Raw genomic sequence first — 16,648 nt, forward strand, 5'->3', positions numbered from 1 at the left:
CCCTCAGCGGTCCGGATCGACGAGCTTGCGTCGGATCGGGAACCATGGCGCATCCCACCGTTTCGAGATCAGGCCCCAGATGCCGGTGCGGGCGTAGAGCGCCACCAGCAGCGTCATCAGGCCGAGGACGACGAAATAGGTTGCGCCGTATTCACCGAACCAGCGGTCGGCGACGAAGAAGATCAGGGATCCGATCAGAACGCCCTCGATGGAGCCGATGCCGCCGACCATGACGATGAAGATCGCCACATTCGCCCACATCGGGTCGAAGGCCGAACCCGGGGTGATCCGCAACTGCGCCATGAAGTAGATCGCGCCCGCAAGGCCGCAGCCGACCGCCGACGCGACGTAGACGAGGAAGCGCAGCTTGGCGACGTTTACGCCCTGGCTGGCGGCCGCGACCGGGTTGTCGCGCATGGCGATCAGCGCAAGGCCGAAGCGCGAGCGAAGCAGCCAGTAGCTGCCGCCAAGCGTGACCAGCAGCATGCCGGCGCAGAGCAGCGACATGGCGACATTGCGCTCGAAGGCCGAATAGTCCTTCATCACGCGCAGCGACATGCCCGCGCCGGAATTGACCAGCGGCAGGTTCGATGCGGTCAGCCGGAAGACTTCGGCCACCACCCATGTACCGATCGAGAAATACGGGCCATCCAGGCGATGAAGCAAAAGGTAGATCGGCACGGCCAGCGCCGCCGGCACCAGAAGCGACAGGAAGACCGCCACGAACGGATTGATGCCGTAAGTCTGCGCCAACACGAAAAGCGCATAGCCGGCCGCGCCCATGAAGGCGTGCTGGCCCACCGAGACAAGCCCGGCATAGCCGGCAAGCAGGTTCCACATCTGCGCGACGGCGATGTAGCAGCACAACACCAGGATCGAGCGGATCGTGCCGGTCGAGGCCCACCACGGCATGGCCGCGACAGCGATCATCGCCAGCACCGCCAGCGTCATCGCGACGCGACCGGAGCGGGTCTGGCACTGAACCAGCACCTCGGGCGCCTCGGTTTCCACATAGGGGATCGCACTCATGCCAATGCCTTTCCGAACAGGCCCTGCTGGCGGGTCGCCAGCACGATCAGGAAGACGATGTGTCCGGCGAGCACGCCAAAGCCCGGATCGATGCGGAAGCCGATGGCCTGCGAGATGCCGAGGACCATCGAGCCGACGAAGGCGCCCCACACCGTACCCATGCCGCCGATGATCACCGCCTCGAACGCGTAGATCAGCTGGGCCGGTCCATCGGCCGGCGCGACGGTCGACCGCAGCGCCTGGAAGACGGCGGCAAAGCCGAGGATGCCGACCGCCGCCGCCGTCGCCATCGCATAGACGGCGCGCGGGTTGATGCCGGTCATCGCCGCCGCCTCGACATCGGCCGACGCGGCGCGCAGCGCCCGGCCGAAGCGCGTGCGCTTCAACGTCAGATCGAGGCCCCAGGTCAGACCAGTGGCGACCGCCAGCACGATCAGCGGCAGCAGGCCAATATAGACACTGCCGATCTCGATGGATTGGCTCTCGATGCCATGGCCGGGCAGCGACCGGCTGTTGGCGGACCAGATCTGGAGCATCAGGTTCTGAAGCGCGATCGACAGTCCGAAGGTCGCGATCAGCGACGGCAGCGGATCGCTGCCCACCACCCTGTTCAGCACGGCCTTCTGCAGCACCCAGCCCATCAGCACCGCGAGCGGCACCAAGACGATCAGCACGGGCAGCGGTCCCAGGCCCCAGGCCGTCGCCATCGAGATGCCGATCAGCGACAGAAGGATCACCAGGTCGCCATGGCTGATGTTGACGATGCGCATGACGCCGAACATGAGCGCCATGCCGAGCGCGTACTGGGCATACATGCCGCCCAGCAGAATCCCCTGCACCAAGGCGTCAAACCACTCCATGGCCCGCTCCAAAATAGGCTTTGCCGATCTGCTCGCGCGTGATTTCGGCCGATCTGCCGGTCAGGGTCACGCGCCCCTCCAGCATGCAGTAGAGACGGTCCGAGGCAGTCCGGGCGAGGCCGACATCCTGTTCGACCACGATCATCGCCGTCCCGGTGGCGCGGATTTCAGGCAGAGCGGCATAGATCTCGCGGATCACCTTGGGCGCGAGGCCGAGGCTGATCTCGTCGCAGAGCAGGACGCGCGGCTGGCACAGCAGCGCACGGCCGATGGCCACCATCTGCTGCTGCCCGCCCGAGAGGCTCTGCACCTGCGTGCGGGCCTTCTCCTTGAGGATCGGGAACAGCTGGTGCAGCCGTGCCAGCGTCCATCCGCCCTTGGCGCCCATGCGCGTGGCCTGGTCGATGGCGACGCGCAGATTGTCCTCGACCGACATGCCGGTGAACAGGCGGCGGCCCTCCGGCACGATGGCGACGCCCTTCTGCACCATGCGGTCGGTCGCGGTACCGCCGACAGGGTCGCCGTGCAGCCGCACCATCTCGCGCCCAACCGGGAGCAGGCCCATGATCGATCGCAGCAGGGTGGACTTGCCTGCCCCGTTGGCGCCGATCAGAGCCACGGCCTCACCCTGGTGCAGCTCGATGTCGATGCCGTAGAGCGCCTGGAAATCGCCATAGCGGGCCAGCAGCGCGTGGGTGGAAAGAACGGCCGTCATGCCTCGATCCCCATATAGACGCGCTGGACCTCGGGCAGCGCGATCACTTCGGCGGGCACGCCTTCGGCGATCTTCTCGCCGAAGTTCAGCACCAACAGCCGGTCGGCCACGGCCAGCAGCGCGTGCAGCACATGTTCGATCCACACGATGGTGATGCCGCGGTCCCGGATGCGGCGCACCAGCGCCACCAGCGCTTTCGATTCATCGTCGGTCAGCCCGCCCGCGATCTCGTCCAGCAGCAGCAGCCTCGGATCCGACGCCAGCGCGCGCGCCAGCTCCAGCCGCTTGCGGTCGAGCAGCGTCAGGGCGCCGGCAGCAACATTGGCCTTGTCGGAAAGCTCGCAATCGCGCAGTACCTCAGCGCAGAAGGCATAGCTCTGCTTCTCCGACCGGCCGCCGCCGAAAGCGGCGGCGACCAGCAGGTTCTCGAAGGTAGTCATGCCGGAATAGGGACGCGGGATCTGATAGGTCCGTCCGATCCCCATCTGGCAGCGACGGAAGGGCGGCTCGCCGCGCAGCGCGGTGTCGCCGAACTGGATCTCGCCGCCGGATGCCTTCAAATCGCCGCTGATCATGTTGAACAGCGTCGTCTTGCCCGCCCCGTTCGGGCCGAGGATGCCCAGCACCTCGCCCCGAAGCACGTCAAAACTCACCTCGTGCAGGACGCGGACGGCGCCGAAGGACTTCGACACGCCGCGCGCCGTCAGCAGGATTTCCCTGGCCATGGATCCGTCCGCGTCCCTCTTCATGTCACCAGGCGATCGGCTTGATCGCCTGTTGGGGCGCGAAGAGCTGGTTGACCGTGTTGTCGACGATCTTCAAATCGTAGGGCCATTTCTCGCCCTTCACCCACTGGCCGCCGAAGATCGGCGACTTGCAGATGTTCTTGTGCGGCGAACCGTCGAACTTGATATGGCCGACCAGCGTCTGCAGATCGGTGGCGACCAGCGCCTCGCGATTGGCCTGGCGGTCGAGCGGATTGGAAGAGCGCTTCAATATGTCCAGCGCAACCTCGAGCAAGGCATGCGAATAGCCCAGCGGCTGCGTCCACTGCCGCTTCGAATCGGCTTCCCATTGCGTGGCGATGTCGCTGCTGACCTGCCCGGTCAGCGACGACTTGAACGGGAAGGCCGGCGTCCACCAGACCTCCGAGGACATGCCGTTGCCAAGCGGACCCATCGCCTCGACGCCGCCCGGGAACAGGAGCGCTGCCGCCACGGTGACCGCCTTCGGTTTGAAGCCCTGTTGGTTGCACTGGGTGACGAAGGTCTTCAGATCGTCCGGATAGGTGATGCCGCCGATGATGTCGCAACCCTGCTTCTTGAACTCGGCGATCTGGGCGGAGAAATCATTGGTGCGCGGCTGGAAGTAGCCGGGCACCACGACCTCGTAGCCGGCCTTGCGGGTCGGTGCCGGCAGGCCGTATTCGTCATTGCCCCAGGTCTCGCCGTCGATGTTCTGGGGAAACAGCATCCCGACCTTCTTGTTGGTCTCCAGATGGTTCCAGAGCCCGACAAAGGTGTTCAGCGCCTCGTCGAGACCCCAGAAGAAATGGTAGGTCCAGTCGAAGGTCTGCTTGCCGCCGCCGCGCGGCATGATCACCGCCTGCCAGGGCGCGCCGGAGGAGATGCACGGCGTCTCATAGAGTTCGGACTGTTCGGCCGCGGGCAGGATCGTGTCGGTGGTCGAGGCCGGAACGAGCAGGTGCACCTCGTCGTTCAGGATGAGGTTGCCGGCGATTTCCGATGCCTTGTTCGGATTGGACTGGCTGTCGCGATCGAGGATCTCGATCTCGTAGGTATTGCCGTTGGCGCATTGCAGCTGGCCGCCGAGCACAGCGCGGATCTTCTGCAAGGTATAGCCGTCCGTCTCGCCGAAGAGGGCGAGCGGACCGGTGGTGGGGCTGAGATAGCCCAGCTTGATCTTGCCCGCCGTCGCGGCGCGCGCATAGCGCGGCATGGCCAGCGTACTGGCGGCGGCAACACTGGCTCCAAGCCCCTTCAGCACGGTCCGACGGCTGGGCAAGCCCGATTTCACGAGTTTGTTGTAGTAGGTCATGGTCATTCCTCCCTTGGTTAAGCCGGCCCGTCCCCTCGACGAAACCCGCGTCAGTTCAAAGCTTGGTCAGGTCATGCGCAGCAGCGAGCCGCCATCGATGACGATCAGCGAGCCGGTCACGTAGGACGCGGCGGGCGACGCCAGATAAAGCGCCAAGCCCTTGATCTCCTCCGGATCGCCGATGCGGCCGACGAGCGACTGGGCCTCGAAGGCCTTGCGGTCAGCCGGATTGCGCAGCCGGCCACCAGCGATGTTGGTGATGAACGGCCCTGGCAGGATGGCGTTGATGCGGATGTTGTAGGCGCCGAGCTCCATCGCCATGTGGCGCACGAGATGGTTCACCGCGGCCTTGGCGGGCATGTAGGGCGTGCCCACGATGCTCTCGTTGATCAGAGAGGCGATGGACGACGTGACGATGATCTGGCCGCCGCCATTCGGCTTCATGTGCCGGACGGCATGCTTGATCGTGGTGTAGACCGAGGTCAAATTGATCTCGATCACCTTGTCCCAGTGCTCGTCGGGCAGGTTCTCGATGGCGCCCTCGGGGTTCCTCTCGCCCGTCGGGGTATTGAAGCCTGGCCCGGCGTCGATCCCGGCATTGGCGAACACAACATCGATCGAGCCCGCCTTTTCTGCCACCTTGTCGAAGGCTCGCGCCATCGCCGCGCGGTCGCCGACATCGACGACCTGGCCCCAGACCTCGCCGCCCGCGGCCCTGATCGCCGCGACGGTCTTGTCCAGCCCGGCGGGATTCAGGTCGAAGATGCAGACCTTCGCACCATGCTCGGCCATGATCTCTGCATAAGCCTGGCCGATGCCGCTGGCGCCGCCGGTGACGATCACCGACTTGCCTCTGACATCGAACATCTTCTCAAGTGCGGCCATCAGTTTCCTCCCATTTGCGCGACACCGGCCTGCGCGCGGGCGCCTTCGCGGCACCCGCGGCGCTGCGGTTCACTTCTTCTTTCGCGAAAGCACGAAATCGAACTCGACATCGTAGAACGGAGCCACAACCTCGGCCCTGGCGGCGGCCGCGGTGTCCTCGACCTTGCGGAATTCGGCGAGCAGGCTCTGCTTCACGCCGAAGACGGCGTCCGTATCGATATACGGGTCGTCCGGATCGAAGATGTGCGTGGTCAGCGCCTCGAAGCCCTCGGCCTCGACGATGTAGTGGAGATGCGCCGGGCGATAGGGGTGGCGTCCCAGCGCGCCGAGCAGCTTGCCGACCGGCCCGTCATCCGGGATTGGGTAGTATTTGGGCTTCGCGCCGCGGAACCAGTAGCGTCCGTCCGCGCCGGTGCGGAAGACGCCGCGCAGGTTGAAGTCGGGCTGGATGCCCTTCTGCTGCACGTCGTAGAAGCCTTCGTCATTGGCCTGCCAGACATCGATCTTGGCGCCCGCGATCGGCTTGCTCTCGGTGTCGAGGATGCGGCCGTGCACGAACATCGGCTCGCCCTTCTGGTCGAGGCAGATGTTCGAGCCCATCGGCAGTTCGGGCGCGTCGGCGACATGGAATGGCCCCAGCACGGTGGATTCCGAAGCGCCCGACGGCTTGCGGTTGTTGATCGCATCGACCAGCATCGAGACGCCGAGGATATCCGACAAGAGGATGTACTCCTGCCGCCACTCGTTGCAGATCTGACCCGTCCGCGTCAGGAACATGATCGCGTCGAACCATTCTTCCTGCGTCGGCTCGATCTCCTTCACCGCCTCGTGCAGCTTGCGGGTGATGACCTCCATCACCTGGCCGAGCCGCTGGTCCTTGGCGTTCTTGTTGCGCGCCACGACGACTTCGGCCGAGTTCGCTTCGGTAAAATAGCCGTGTTCGTGTTCGTCGATCATGGGATCCTCCTCAGCGCGCCAGAACGGATTTGAAGACGCGGCGCAGCTCGGCCGCCGGATCGGCGGCCAGCGTCTCGGAACGCCAGGCGACGTGATGGTCGGGGCGCACGATCAGGCAGCCGGCGTCGCGGATTTCGCGTGCGCGCGCCCAGTCGCCGGTATGATCCTCGATCGCGCGGCGCGGGCCGATCACATGGGTGCGGATCGGCAGACCGAGTTCCGCGGCGACCGTCTCCGACGCGGCGAGCCAACCCTCGCCGCCAATGCCGGTCAACAGCGTGAACTCGCCATGCCCGCTAAGATCGAGCGTCGAGACCTTCCTGCCCGAACGCTCGAACACCCAGACATGTGGCAGGCGCGCGCCGGGCCAGGTCGTGGGTGCATAGTGCAGCTCACGATCCTTTCCGAAGGCCGGCTCGCACTGGCCGTCGGTCACCACGGCGCCCGACGCATAGCGCTGGTTCATCTCGACGCCGTGGGCGTCGAATTCGTATTTCTTGAAGGCGATTGCCCTGCGCAGCGCCTCGCGTTGCGCTTCGGCGGCTTGTGTGGCGTCGGCGCGGGCTTCCATGTTCTTCTGGATCTTGTCGTGATCCACGCCGCCATCCATGCCGAGCGCCTCGAAGATCGGGCCGAATTCGGCGATCGACTGGTTCGCGCGCGTCACGATCTGGCGCGCGATCGGCGCACGCTCGGCCGAGTAGCTGTCCAGCAGCCCGATCCCCGCCTGCCCCTTGACGACCTTGGCGAGTTTCCAGGCCAGGTTGAACCCGTCCTGGATCGACGTGTTGGAGCCAAGGCCGTTCGAGGGCGGATGCCGGTGCGCGGCGTCGCCCATGATGAACACCCGCCCCTTCTGCATGTGCGTGGCGAAGCAGTTGTTCACGGTCCAGGTGTTGGCGCCCAGGAGCTCGATCTCGAGCTCGGGATCTCCGACCAGCTGGCGCGCGACGCCGGTGGCCAGTTCCGGCGTCACATCGGGCGGCGGCTGGTTGATGTCGTAGCCCCAGACGATGAGCCACTCATTCCACGGCCGCACCATGCGAACGAGACCCATGCCGATCCCGCCGACATCCGCACCGGGCTGCATGACCCAGTAGAGGACGCTCGGCCGGTGCGCGACGTATTTCGAAAGATCGGCCCGAAACAGGATGTTCATCGACCCGCCGACGCCCATCTTGCCCTCGAACGGCAGGCCCAGATGCTCGGCGACCAGCGAGTTGCCGCCATCGGCACCGACGAGGAACTTCGACCGCACGGTGAAGTCCCTGCCCGACAGCCGGTCGCGGCAAGTCGTGGTGACGCCGTCCGCATCCTGGACATGGCTGACATATTCGGTGCTCATGCGCGCCTGCGTGCCACGCGCGCACGCCGTCTTGAACAGGATCGGCTCCATGAAGGTCTGGGGCAGATCGTTCATGAAGGACGGCGACGACTGGAGATGTTCGGCCTTGGAGAGCGGGTCCGTGCCCCAGCTTTTCATCCGGCCAAGTTCTTCGCCGGCCAGACTTTCGCAGAACACGTTCTCGCCCATCAGTTCCTGTGGCGAGGCGTGCATCACGGCCTCGGCCTCGACCTCCGGCCCAAGGTCGCGCAGCACCTCCATGGTGCGCTGGTTGGTGATGTGGGCACGCGGCGTGTTCGACAGCCAGCGATAGCGGTTCACGACCATGTTGGCCACGCCGGAGCTGGCGAGAAGTGCCGCCGTGGCCGAGCCGGCCGGGCCCGTGCCCACGATCAGCACGTCGGTTTCGATATCCGCCATCAATGTCCTCCCTCGATCTTCGGACCGGCCAGCCTGCGGCGGACCGGAAACAGGTGCAGGCCGGTGCGGGCCGAAATCAGCCCCCACAGCCCCTTCGGTGCGAACAGCATCACCGCGATGGCGGCGAGGCCGAGTGTCATCAGGTACCAGCTACCGTAGTCGGCCAGCGCCGAGCGCAGCGCGAAGAAGACCAGCACCCCGACGATGGGTCCCTCGATGGTGCCGATGCCGCCAATGACGACGATGAAGATGACGTAGGCCGTCCAGTCGGTGACGGCGAAGGCCGCCTCGGGCGAGATGCGCGCGGTCTGCACAAAGATCAGCGCGCCGGTCAGTCCGGTGGCGGCCGCGGCGATCAGGAAAACCGCCCATTTGAGCCGCCCGACATCGACGCCGACCGCCTGGGCTGCCTCGACATTATCGCGCACGGCCGCCAGCGCCAGCCCCAGCCGACTGCGCAGCAGCCAGTAGATGCAGCCGGTGACGATCACGACCAGCGCCAGCGCCAGCCAATAGGCGAGAATGTCGCGCGCGGCCGCCTCGCGCACGCCGAACAGCGTCCGGATCGCATCCGTGCCCATGATGTTGCTGGTCGCCTCGCGTGGCAGGGAGGTGCCAGTGCCGCCGCCCAGCGCCTTCCATTGCGCGATCAGCAGCCGCGTCACCTCGGCGATCACCCAGGTGCCGATGGCGAAATAGGCGCCCTGCAGGCGGAAGGCGAAGAAGGCCGTGGGCACGGCCAGAGCCAGCGCCGCAAGGCCGCCCAGGAGGATCGCGGCAACCGGGTTCCAGCCCAGCAGGATCACGCCGGCGAACATCGCGTAGGCGCCGATGCCGACGAAGGCCTGCTGGCCCACCGAGACGAGACCGCCATAGCCCGCCAGCAGGTTCCAGATCTGCGCCAGCGTCAGCATGGTGAGAATGAAGAACAGATCCTGTATGACACCGCGCGACGTCACGGCGGGCAAGGCGAGCCCGGCCAAGACGAGAACGATCACGGCAATCTCGGTGGCGGTTCCGGCGCGGGTGCGGGTTGTGAGCCGATACATGCCGCCCTCAATCCACTGCGCGCGGGAACAGGCCCCGCGGCTTGAGCAGCATCACGGCCAGAAAGGCGATGTGGCCACCCAGGATCTGCCATTCCGGATTCACCGCCGCGCCGGCCGTCTGGGCCACGCCGATGATGATCCCGCCCGCAAGCGTTCCCCACAGGCTGCCGAGGCCGCCAATGATCACCGCCTCGAAGGCATAGATCAGCCGCGCCGGTCCGATCGAGGGATCGAAGTTCGCCCGCATGCCGAGATAGAGCGCCGCCAGCGTCACCACGACCATCGCAATCCCGGTGGCGATGGCGAATACCCGCTTCGGCTCGATCCCCATCAGGCCGGCCGTCACCGCGTCGTCCGAGGTGGCGCGGAAGGCACGGCCGAGGGCGGTGTGGTAGAAGAGCCCGTTCAGGGCCACGATGGCGAGGATCGCGGACGCGAAGGTCATCAGCGGCATCACCCCCACCGTGACCAGCCCGAGATCGAGCGATGCCCCCTCCAGTGCGCCTGCCGGAATGCGCCGGCTGTCAGCGGAAAAGGCCTCGAGCAGCCCATTCTGCACGGCAACCGACAGGCCGAACGTGACGAGAAGCGGCGGCAGGATATCCTTGCCAAGCACCCGGTTTAGCACGGCGGCCTGCAGCAGCCAGCCAAGCGTAAACATCATTGGCATGGCGATCAGCGCGGCGACCCAGGGCGAAAGGCCGAGCAAGGTGACCCCCATCAGCATCAGATAGGCGGCAAAGACGATAAGGTCGCCATGGGCGAGGTTCACCAGCCGCATGATGCCGAAGACGAGGCTCAGCCCCGCCGCGAACAGCGCATAGAGCCCGCCCAGCAGAATCCCCTGCACGAGGGTGTCCAGCCAGATCATCGCCGCGTCCCCGTCATCAGGCGGCGGGAAAATTGCCGGGGCATGCGGGGCTGCCTCGTCATGCCGCCACTCCGAAATAGGCGGAATGGATTTCTTCGCGCGTGACTTCGGCCGCCTTGGCGACCAGCGTCACCCGGCCCTCCATCATGCAGTAGACACGGTCTGCCACCGCCAGCGCCTTGCCGATGTCCTGCTCCACCAGCACGATCGCGGCGCCGCTTTCGCGGACCTTGGGCAGTGCTGCGTAGATGTCGCGGATGACGACGGGCGCGAGGCCGAGGCTGATCTCGTCGCACAGCAGCAATTCGGGATTGGACATCAGCGCCCGGCCGATCGCGACCATCTGCTGCTGGCCGCCCGAGAGCGCCGTGCCGGGGTTTTTGCGCCGCTCGCGCAGGATCGGGAAGAGGTCGTAGACCGCCTCCAGGTTCCACGGCCCCGGCGCCTTGCGCGCCTGCCCGCCGATCAACAGGTTTTCCTCGACGCTCAACGAGGTAAAGAGCCGGCGCCCTTCCGGCACCGTGGCGATGCCGCGCTTCATGATCTCGGCCGAGGACAGCGCGCCGATGGGCTCGCCCCGGTGCAGAACCATGCCGGGCTCATTTCGGATCACACCCGTGATCGAACGCATCAGCGTGGATTTGCCGGCGCCGTTGGCGCCGATGATCGCCACGCATTCGCCCGCAGCGACAGTGATATCCACGCCGAACAGCGCCCTGAACTGGCCGTAGTTCGCGGTGAGGGCGCGCGTCTCCAGCAGCATCAGACCTCGAGCCCCAGATAGATTTCGCGAACCTCTTTCGAGGCCATGATCTGATCCGGCTCACCGATCGCGATCACGCGCCCGAAATCCAGCACGAGAAGCCGTTCGACCACCGATCTCAGTGCGTGCAGCACATGCTCGATCCAGATGATCGTCGTGCCTCTGGCGTGGATCGCCTTGATCGTCGCGACCAGCGCCTTGCATTCGCCCTCGGTCAGGCCGCCCGCGATCTCGTCCAGCAGCAGCAGCTCGGGTCCCGTCGCCAGGGCGCGGGCGAGCTCCAGGCGCTTGCGGTCGAGAAGGCTCAGCGATCCGGCGAGCACATTGGCCTTCCTGAGAAGCTCGGTCTCTTCGAGGATACCGGCGCAATCGTCGACCATCTCGGCTTCGCGGCCGCCCCGGCCGAAAGCGGCGGCAGTCAACAAGTTCTCGAACACGCTCAGCCCATCGAAGGGCTGCGGAATCTGGAAGCTGCGGCCGACACCCATGCGCACCCGATCCATGGCCGGGGCGCGGGTCACGTCGCGGCCGAGGAGTTCGATGCGGCCCTCATTGGCAAGCAGGTTGCCGGTGATCAGGTTGAAGAGCGTCGACTTGCCCGCCCCGTTCGGGCCGATGATGCCCAACGCCTCGCCGCCCGGCACCGCGACGCTGACGCCGTCGGTAACCTTCAAGGCCCCGAAGGACTTCGAGACGTTTTCCAGCCTGAGTATCATCGCTGTCATCCTCGGGTCGCGCCGAACGAGGGCGGCGGCATCCGCCGCCCGCGGCGGCGTCAGGCCAGGGCTTCCATCTTGCCTGCGGTGGGGATTTCGGAGGCGGTGGCGTTTTCGACGATCACCAGATCGAAGCCGCCGCTTGCCTTCTTGCGCCACTGGCCGCCGACGAGCGGCGTCTTGCAGACGTTCTTCGCGGCGAAAGGCGGCAGCCCCGCACCGCTCCAGGCCACCTTGCCGACCACGGTCGTCATGTCGGTGGCCGCTATCGCCGCCGCGATCGCCTCGGCATTGGTCGGATCCGAAACGCGGCCCATGACATTGGCCGCCACCTCGAACAGCGAATGGACGAAACCGATCGGCTGGGTCCACGGACGCCCGGTCTTGGCGCTGAAATCCGCCGCGAGATCCGCCGAACCCTGGCCCGTCACCGATGATTTGAACGGATGCGAGGCAGACCACCAGACTTCGGACGAGAGGTTGTGGCCGGCATCGCCGAGCGTCTCGACCGATTGCGGGAAGAGGATCGCCTTGGCCACCGTCGCCGCCTTGGGCTTGAAGCCTTGCTGGCGGGCCTGGTTCCAGAAGGTGGTGAAGTCGGGCGGGATGACCACGCCGGTGACGATCTCGGCATTCGCCGCCTTGAAGGCGTTGACCTGCGCGGTGAAATCGTCCGAGAGGTTCTGATAGCGGCCGGGATCGCTGAGGCTGAAACCGGCGGCATCGAGGCCGGGCTTCAGCCCGTTCTTCGGGTCACCCCAGGCGTTGCCGTCGGCATCGTTGGGGAACAGCCCGCCCACCTTGCCGTTGGTGGAAAGCTGCTTCCACATGCCGGTGTAGACGGCGATGATGTCTTCAAGGCCCCAGAAATAATGATAGGCGAACTTGAAAGGCTTCCATGACGACGGATCGGCCGGATTGCCCTGTTGGCCGATGAACCAGGGTTGCCACGGCGCCATGGTCGAGATGACCGGCACGCCCTCCGCCTCGCAGGTGGTGGCGACCGGGTTGGTGTTCTCGGGCGTCGAGCCGACCAGCATCAGGTTGATCTCGTCGTCGACGATCAGGCTCTTGGCCACCTCCGCCGCGCGATTAGGGTTCGACTGGCTGTCCTTGACGATGACGTCGAAATTCTTGCCCGCCTCGGACGCGAGGAAAGCCTTGATGTTGTAGGCATCGCTTTCGGCGAAGCCGGCGAGCGGCCCCGTCTGCGGCGAAACATAGCCCAGGCGAATCTTGGCGCCCTGCGCCAGCGCCGGCGTCGCCAGCCGGGAACCGGCAAGCGCCAGGCCTGTCGCTGCCGACGCTTTCAGTAAGCTCCGTCTCGTAATCATCTGCTCTTCCTCCCTCTTGCCTCTTTTCAGCTCCCTGGACGGCGTCCCTCAAACGCCGCCTGGAGGAGTCCCCTTATCGACCCCGGGTCGATCGGCCTCGGATTCGCATAGGCGTTCTTCACAGCGATCGCCGCCGCACGGTCGAGATCGGTCTCCTTGATGCCGATCTCCTTCAGGCTCAGCGGAGAGCCGACGGAGCGCGCGAAATCCCAGAGCCCGCCGCTCGCCGAGCCACCACCGAATGCTTCGGCCATCGGCCGCAGCAGATCGGGCACCGCCACTTCGTTGAAGGCGGTCGTGTAAGGCAGCAGGATGGCGTGGGTTTCGGAATGCGGCGTGTCGAACGAGCCGCCGAAGACATGCGCCAGCTTGTGATGCAGCGCCATCGAGACATAGCCGAGCGCGGTCGAGCAGCACCAGGCCGCGTAGAGCGCCTGTGCCCGCGCGGCGCGGTCCTGAGGATCGTCGATCAGCCGCGGAATGCCGTCCCGGAACGCAGCCATGGCATCCCTGCACATCAGCACGATTACCGGGTTGCGGTCGGGGGCGTAGAAGGCCTCCATGGCGTGGGCGATCGCATTCATCGCCGAGGTGACGGTGAGACCAACCGGGAGGCTCAGTGTCAGATCGACGTCGTAGATGACCGTCTCGGGGCGGATGTCCGGCGAACGGCGGGTGGTCTTCTCGCCGACCGCCGTCTCGCCGAGGATGTCGGTCATTTCCGAGCCGGCATAGGTGGTCGGGATCACCACCTGATCGGCGCCGGTGCGCACGGCGATGGCCTTGCCGAGCCCGGTGGTCGAGCCGCCGCCGAGGCTGACGACCGCGGTGGCACCGCTGGCGCGGAAGGCCTCGACGGCCCTTTCCGTGACCTCGACTGGGGTATGCATGACCGCGCCGGCAAAGACCCCGGCGGCGAGGCCGCCAAGGCTTTGAGCCAGCTTGTCCGCATCGGCCTTCTGATGTGGCGTCGACAGCACCAGCGCCTTGTCATGGCCGAGCCGCCGCACCTCCTCTTCCGTGCGGGCCATCGTGCCGGCACCGAAGATCACCCGCGTCGTCAGTCCCGGAAAGGTGAAACTGTCCATCATCGCGCCGCTCCCATGCGTGCACCCCGGCCGGCTTCCATGTCGGCGATGATGGTGCCCAGCATCGCAATCTCGGCATCCGAAACCTCATGGCTCCGGCCGGGAAACAGATCGGCCCGCAGGCTCGCGCCACTGCGGCCCAGCGACTGTGCCGTATCGGCAAAGGCCGAAACCGGAATCCAGGGATCGGAGTCGCTGCCCGAAAGATAGACCGGCACGCCTGCCGGCACGGCTTCGGAGCGCCCATCCGCCGGGACACCGACGCGGCAGCCCGTGAAGGCCGCCAGCGCGTCGGGCGGCGGCAGCCCGGCGCAGAGATATTCAATCGACAGACACGCCCCTTGCGAGAAGCCCGCCAGAAGCAGCGGCAGTCCGGGCAATTCCGCCCGTGCCGCCACGACAGCGGCCGCCAGGTGATCGAGCGCGTCGGATAGGTGCGCGCGGGCGACCGGCGTCAACGGATCGACGGCGCGCGCCTCCCACCACACGCCGAACGGCGCGCGCGGCAGGATGAATGCCACGGCCGGCGCGGAAAGCCGCGACAGCACATGCGACTGCATCTCCTCCGGCGATTGGCCGCGGCCGTGGACGAAGACGCAGATCGCCTTCGCTTCCGCGCCCTTTGGCCCGAGCCGGAGTGGACCGCTGCCTGAGCTCACGCGAAATCCGCCTGTTCCAGACCGGCCTGCAATTCGCCCTCGCGGTTCTTGAACCACGGCGGGAAGACCAACGTCTTGCCGATCTGGCCCGGGGGCTCGTCCTTGGCCCAGCCTTCCGGCGTGGTCCAGGCAAGTTCGAACAGCGCGCCGCCGGGCGAGCGGACATAGCAGGACTTGAAGTAGTTGCGGTCCTTCTGCTCCGAGATATCGGTGAAACCGAGGCCTTCGATATGAGCGCGCAGCTTCAACTGGTTCTCTTCGTCGCCCGTGTTGAGGGCGACGTGGTGGATCGTCCCGCCCGCCAGCGTCCAGGTGCCCTGTGCGCTGTCGCGATCGACGATCACCTCGACCCGCTGATTGACGCCGGTCGCGTCCGGCACGCGGAACACCAGCCCCTCGTGATTGTCCGCCTCCTTCTCCAGCGGCAACGCGATGGTCAGGAAGTCGTCCATCGCGGTGCGATCCATCACCGCCACGACGGCGCCGTAGATGCCCTTGATGCCGTGCGCCTTGCCGATGCCTTGCGCGTCGTTGGTGATGGGCGCGCGCGGATCGCTGTCGCTTTCCACCAGCTCATGCGAGATGCCGCAGGGATGCGCGAAAGCCACGCGGTCGGCGCCGAAGCGTGTGACCTTGGTGGCCTTGATGCCGCGCGCGTTCAGCCGGTCCACCCAGAAATCCGCGGCCCCCTTGGGGATGGATTGCATGATGGCGCGCGACTGGTTGGTGCCGCGGCGGCCATAGACGCCCGGCTTGCGGAACGGGAAGGTGGTGATGATCGTCGAGGCATCGCCGTTGGGCGAGCCGTAGTAGAGGTGATAGACGGGGATGACGCCGTCGAACAGGACGGTGCGCTTCACCGAATGCAGGCCTAGTGCCTTGGTATAGAAATCAAAATCTTCCTGAGCGCCGTCGGTCGACAGCGTCAGATGGTGGTAGCCGCTGATACGCGCCATCGCTCATCTCCTCCCAGAGGTTTCGGTTTCGCCCCGCCGCTGCGGGCAGAGCACGAGATTGAGGTCGAGTGCGTGCTTGCGCTTTCCTCCATGGGGCGGCAGCGCGCGGAACTCGGCCATGAGTTCGGGTTTGACCCCGAAAATGGCATCCCGGCCGATCGCAGGGTCCGACCGGTCGAAAATGTGGGTCGTCAGCGTTTCGAAGCCCTGTGCCGAAACGCGAAAATGGATGTGGGCCGGCCGCTCGAGGCCAAGACCGAGCGCGGACATCAATTGACCGACAGGGCCGTCCGCCGGCAGCGTGTAGCCCTTCGGCTTCACCGTCATGAAGCGGAACCGCCCCTGCGGATCGGCACGGAAGCGTCCGCGCAGGTTGAATTCCGGTTGCCTGTCCGGTTCCTGGTTCTCGTACAGGCCTTCGGCATTGGCCTGCCAGATCTCGATCATGGCATCGCCGATCGCCGCGCCGCCGAGCGCCACGATCCGCCCGGTGACCTCCAGCGGCTCGCCCTTGTGGTCGCGCGAGATGTTCCCACCGAGCGGCATCTCCGGCACATCGGCCCGGTAGAAGGGTCCGGCCAGGGTGTTGGGGGTTGCCCCGGAGGGACGCGGGCTGTTTTGATCCTCGATCAGCGAGGACACGCCCAGCACATCGGCGAACAGCACCCATTCCTGGCGCCGCGCATCAGCGTAATGGCCGACCTCGGTCAGAAAATCGATCGCCAGCCGGAATTCCTCACCGGAGGGTCGCAACTCCACGATCAGCGCGTGCAAACCATCGACCGCGGCCTGTGCCGCCGCCGCCAGGCGGGACTGGCCCATCGCCGCCAGGCGCCGCGCGAATTCTTCGGCCTGCGTCGAGATCGCCTTGGGGAGTTCATCCCTCTGGGGGTCGTGCTGGCCGTCCATTTCGCCGGGGCCTCCCTTCCCCTTGCCAAACGGG

At 66.1% G+C, this 16,648-nt stretch carries 17 protein-coding genes; all 17 read right to left on the minus strand.

What is annotated here, in order from left to right; genetic code table 11:
- Positions 1 to 3 precede the first annotated feature (3 nt).
- The 17 genes from ACWGS8_RS11795 to ACWGS8_RS11875 all read right to left on the minus strand — a co-directional run bounded on the left by ACWGS8_RS11795 (position 4) and on the right by ACWGS8_RS11875 (position 16,614).
- Positions 4 to 1,029, minus strand: coding sequence for a branched-chain amino acid ABC transporter permease (locus tag ACWGS8_RS11795; RefSeq protein WP_454581083.1), 1,026 nt, complete (start codon positions 1,027 to 1,029; stop codon positions 4 to 6).
- Positions 1,026 to 1,889 carry a branched-chain amino acid ABC transporter permease gene (locus ACWGS8_RS11800; protein ID WP_454581084.1) on the minus strand — a complete coding sequence of 288 codons (864 nt, stop codon included), beginning with the start codon at positions 1,887 to 1,889 and terminating at the stop codon, positions 1,026 to 1,028. Before ACWGS8_RS11800 ends, ACWGS8_RS11795 begins: the two co-directional genes overlap by 4 nt.
- Positions 1,876 to 2,604 (minus strand): ABC transporter ATP-binding protein, encoded by a 729-nt coding sequence (locus tag ACWGS8_RS11805; RefSeq protein WP_454581085.1) that lies wholly within the window; start codon positions 2,602 to 2,604, stop codon positions 1,876 to 1,878. The genes ACWGS8_RS11800 and ACWGS8_RS11805 overlap by 14 nt, the downstream gene beginning before the upstream one ends.
- Positions 2,601 to 3,329 carry an ABC transporter ATP-binding protein gene (locus tag ACWGS8_RS11810; protein ID WP_454581086.1) on the minus strand — a complete coding sequence of 243 codons (729 nt, stop codon included), beginning with the start codon at positions 3,327 to 3,329 and terminating at the stop codon, positions 2,601 to 2,603. The genes ACWGS8_RS11805 and ACWGS8_RS11810 overlap by 4 nt, the downstream gene beginning before the upstream one ends.
- Before the next feature lie 25 nt (positions 3,330 to 3,354).
- Complete coding sequence (locus ACWGS8_RS11815; protein WP_454581087.1) at positions 3,355 to 4,662, minus strand: ABC transporter substrate-binding protein; 1,308 nt, start codon at positions 4,660 to 4,662, stop codon at positions 3,355 to 3,357.
- A 66-nt stretch (positions 4,663 to 4,728) separates the two neighbouring features.
- On the minus strand, positions 4,729 to 5,547 hold the full coding sequence (locus ACWGS8_RS11820) for an SDR family NAD(P)-dependent oxidoreductase (protein ID WP_454581088.1): 819 nt from the start codon (positions 5,545 to 5,547) through the stop codon (positions 4,729 to 4,731).
- Between the two features lie 69 nt (positions 5,548 to 5,616).
- Positions 5,617 to 6,504, minus strand: a complete 888-nt coding sequence (locus ACWGS8_RS11825; protein ID WP_454581089.1) for an intradiol ring-cleavage dioxygenase — start codon at positions 6,502 to 6,504, stop codon at positions 5,617 to 5,619.
- A 10-nt stretch (positions 6,505 to 6,514) separates the two neighbouring features.
- Positions 6,515 to 8,269, minus strand: a complete 1,755-nt coding sequence (locus ACWGS8_RS11830) for an FAD-dependent oxidoreductase (protein ID WP_454581090.1) — start codon at positions 8,267 to 8,269, stop codon at positions 6,515 to 6,517.
- Entirely contained in the window at positions 8,269 to 9,318 is a 1,050-nt protein-coding gene (locus ACWGS8_RS11835; RefSeq protein ID WP_454581091.1) for a branched-chain amino acid ABC transporter permease, read from the minus strand. The genes ACWGS8_RS11830 and ACWGS8_RS11835 overlap by 1 nt, the downstream gene beginning before the upstream one ends.
- Before the next feature lie 7 nt (positions 9,319 to 9,325).
- Positions 9,326 to 10,189: a branched-chain amino acid ABC transporter permease gene (locus ACWGS8_RS11840; protein ID WP_454581092.1), complete on the minus strand. Its 864-nt coding sequence runs from the start codon at positions 10,187 to 10,189 to the stop codon at positions 9,326 to 9,328.
- A gap of 58 nt (positions 10,190 to 10,247) precedes the next feature.
- Entirely contained in the window at positions 10,248 to 10,955 is a 708-nt protein-coding gene (locus ACWGS8_RS11845) for an ABC transporter ATP-binding protein (RefSeq protein ID WP_454581277.1), read from the minus strand.
- Entirely contained in the window at positions 10,952 to 11,668 is a 717-nt protein-coding gene (locus ACWGS8_RS11850; RefSeq protein ID WP_454581093.1) for an ABC transporter ATP-binding protein, read from the minus strand. The genes ACWGS8_RS11845 and ACWGS8_RS11850 overlap by 4 nt, the downstream gene beginning before the upstream one ends.
- A 59-nt stretch (positions 11,669 to 11,727) precedes the next feature.
- A complete protein-coding gene (locus ACWGS8_RS11855; RefSeq protein ID WP_454581094.1) occupies positions 11,728 to 13,002 on the minus strand; it encodes an ABC transporter substrate-binding protein in 1,275 nt (424 codons plus the stop codon).
- Positions 13,003 to 13,028: 26 nt separating this feature from the next.
- A complete protein-coding gene (locus ACWGS8_RS11860) occupies positions 13,029 to 14,093 on the minus strand; it encodes a maleylacetate reductase (RefSeq protein WP_454581095.1) in 1,065 nt (354 codons plus the stop codon).
- The gene (locus ACWGS8_RS11865; protein ID WP_454581096.1) at positions 14,090 to 14,749 is read right to left on the minus strand and encodes an alpha/beta hydrolase; all 660 of its coding nucleotides are present in this window, start codon (positions 14,747 to 14,749) and stop codon (positions 14,090 to 14,092) included. The genes ACWGS8_RS11860 and ACWGS8_RS11865 overlap by 4 nt, the downstream gene beginning before the upstream one ends.
- The gene (locus ACWGS8_RS11870; protein WP_454581097.1) at positions 14,746 to 15,705 is read right to left on the minus strand and encodes a VOC family protein; all 960 of its coding nucleotides are present in this window, start codon (positions 15,703 to 15,705) and stop codon (positions 14,746 to 14,748) included. Before ACWGS8_RS11870 ends, ACWGS8_RS11865 begins: the two co-directional genes overlap by 4 nt.
- Positions 15,706 to 15,708: 3 nt before the next feature.
- Positions 15,709 to 16,614: a dioxygenase family protein gene (locus tag ACWGS8_RS11875; RefSeq protein WP_454581098.1), complete on the minus strand. Its 906-nt coding sequence runs from the start codon at positions 16,612 to 16,614 to the stop codon at positions 15,709 to 15,711.
- Positions 16,615 to 16,648 lie beyond the last annotated feature (34 nt).

Source organism: Mesorhizobium sp. 43Arga, from assembly GCF_053714255.1.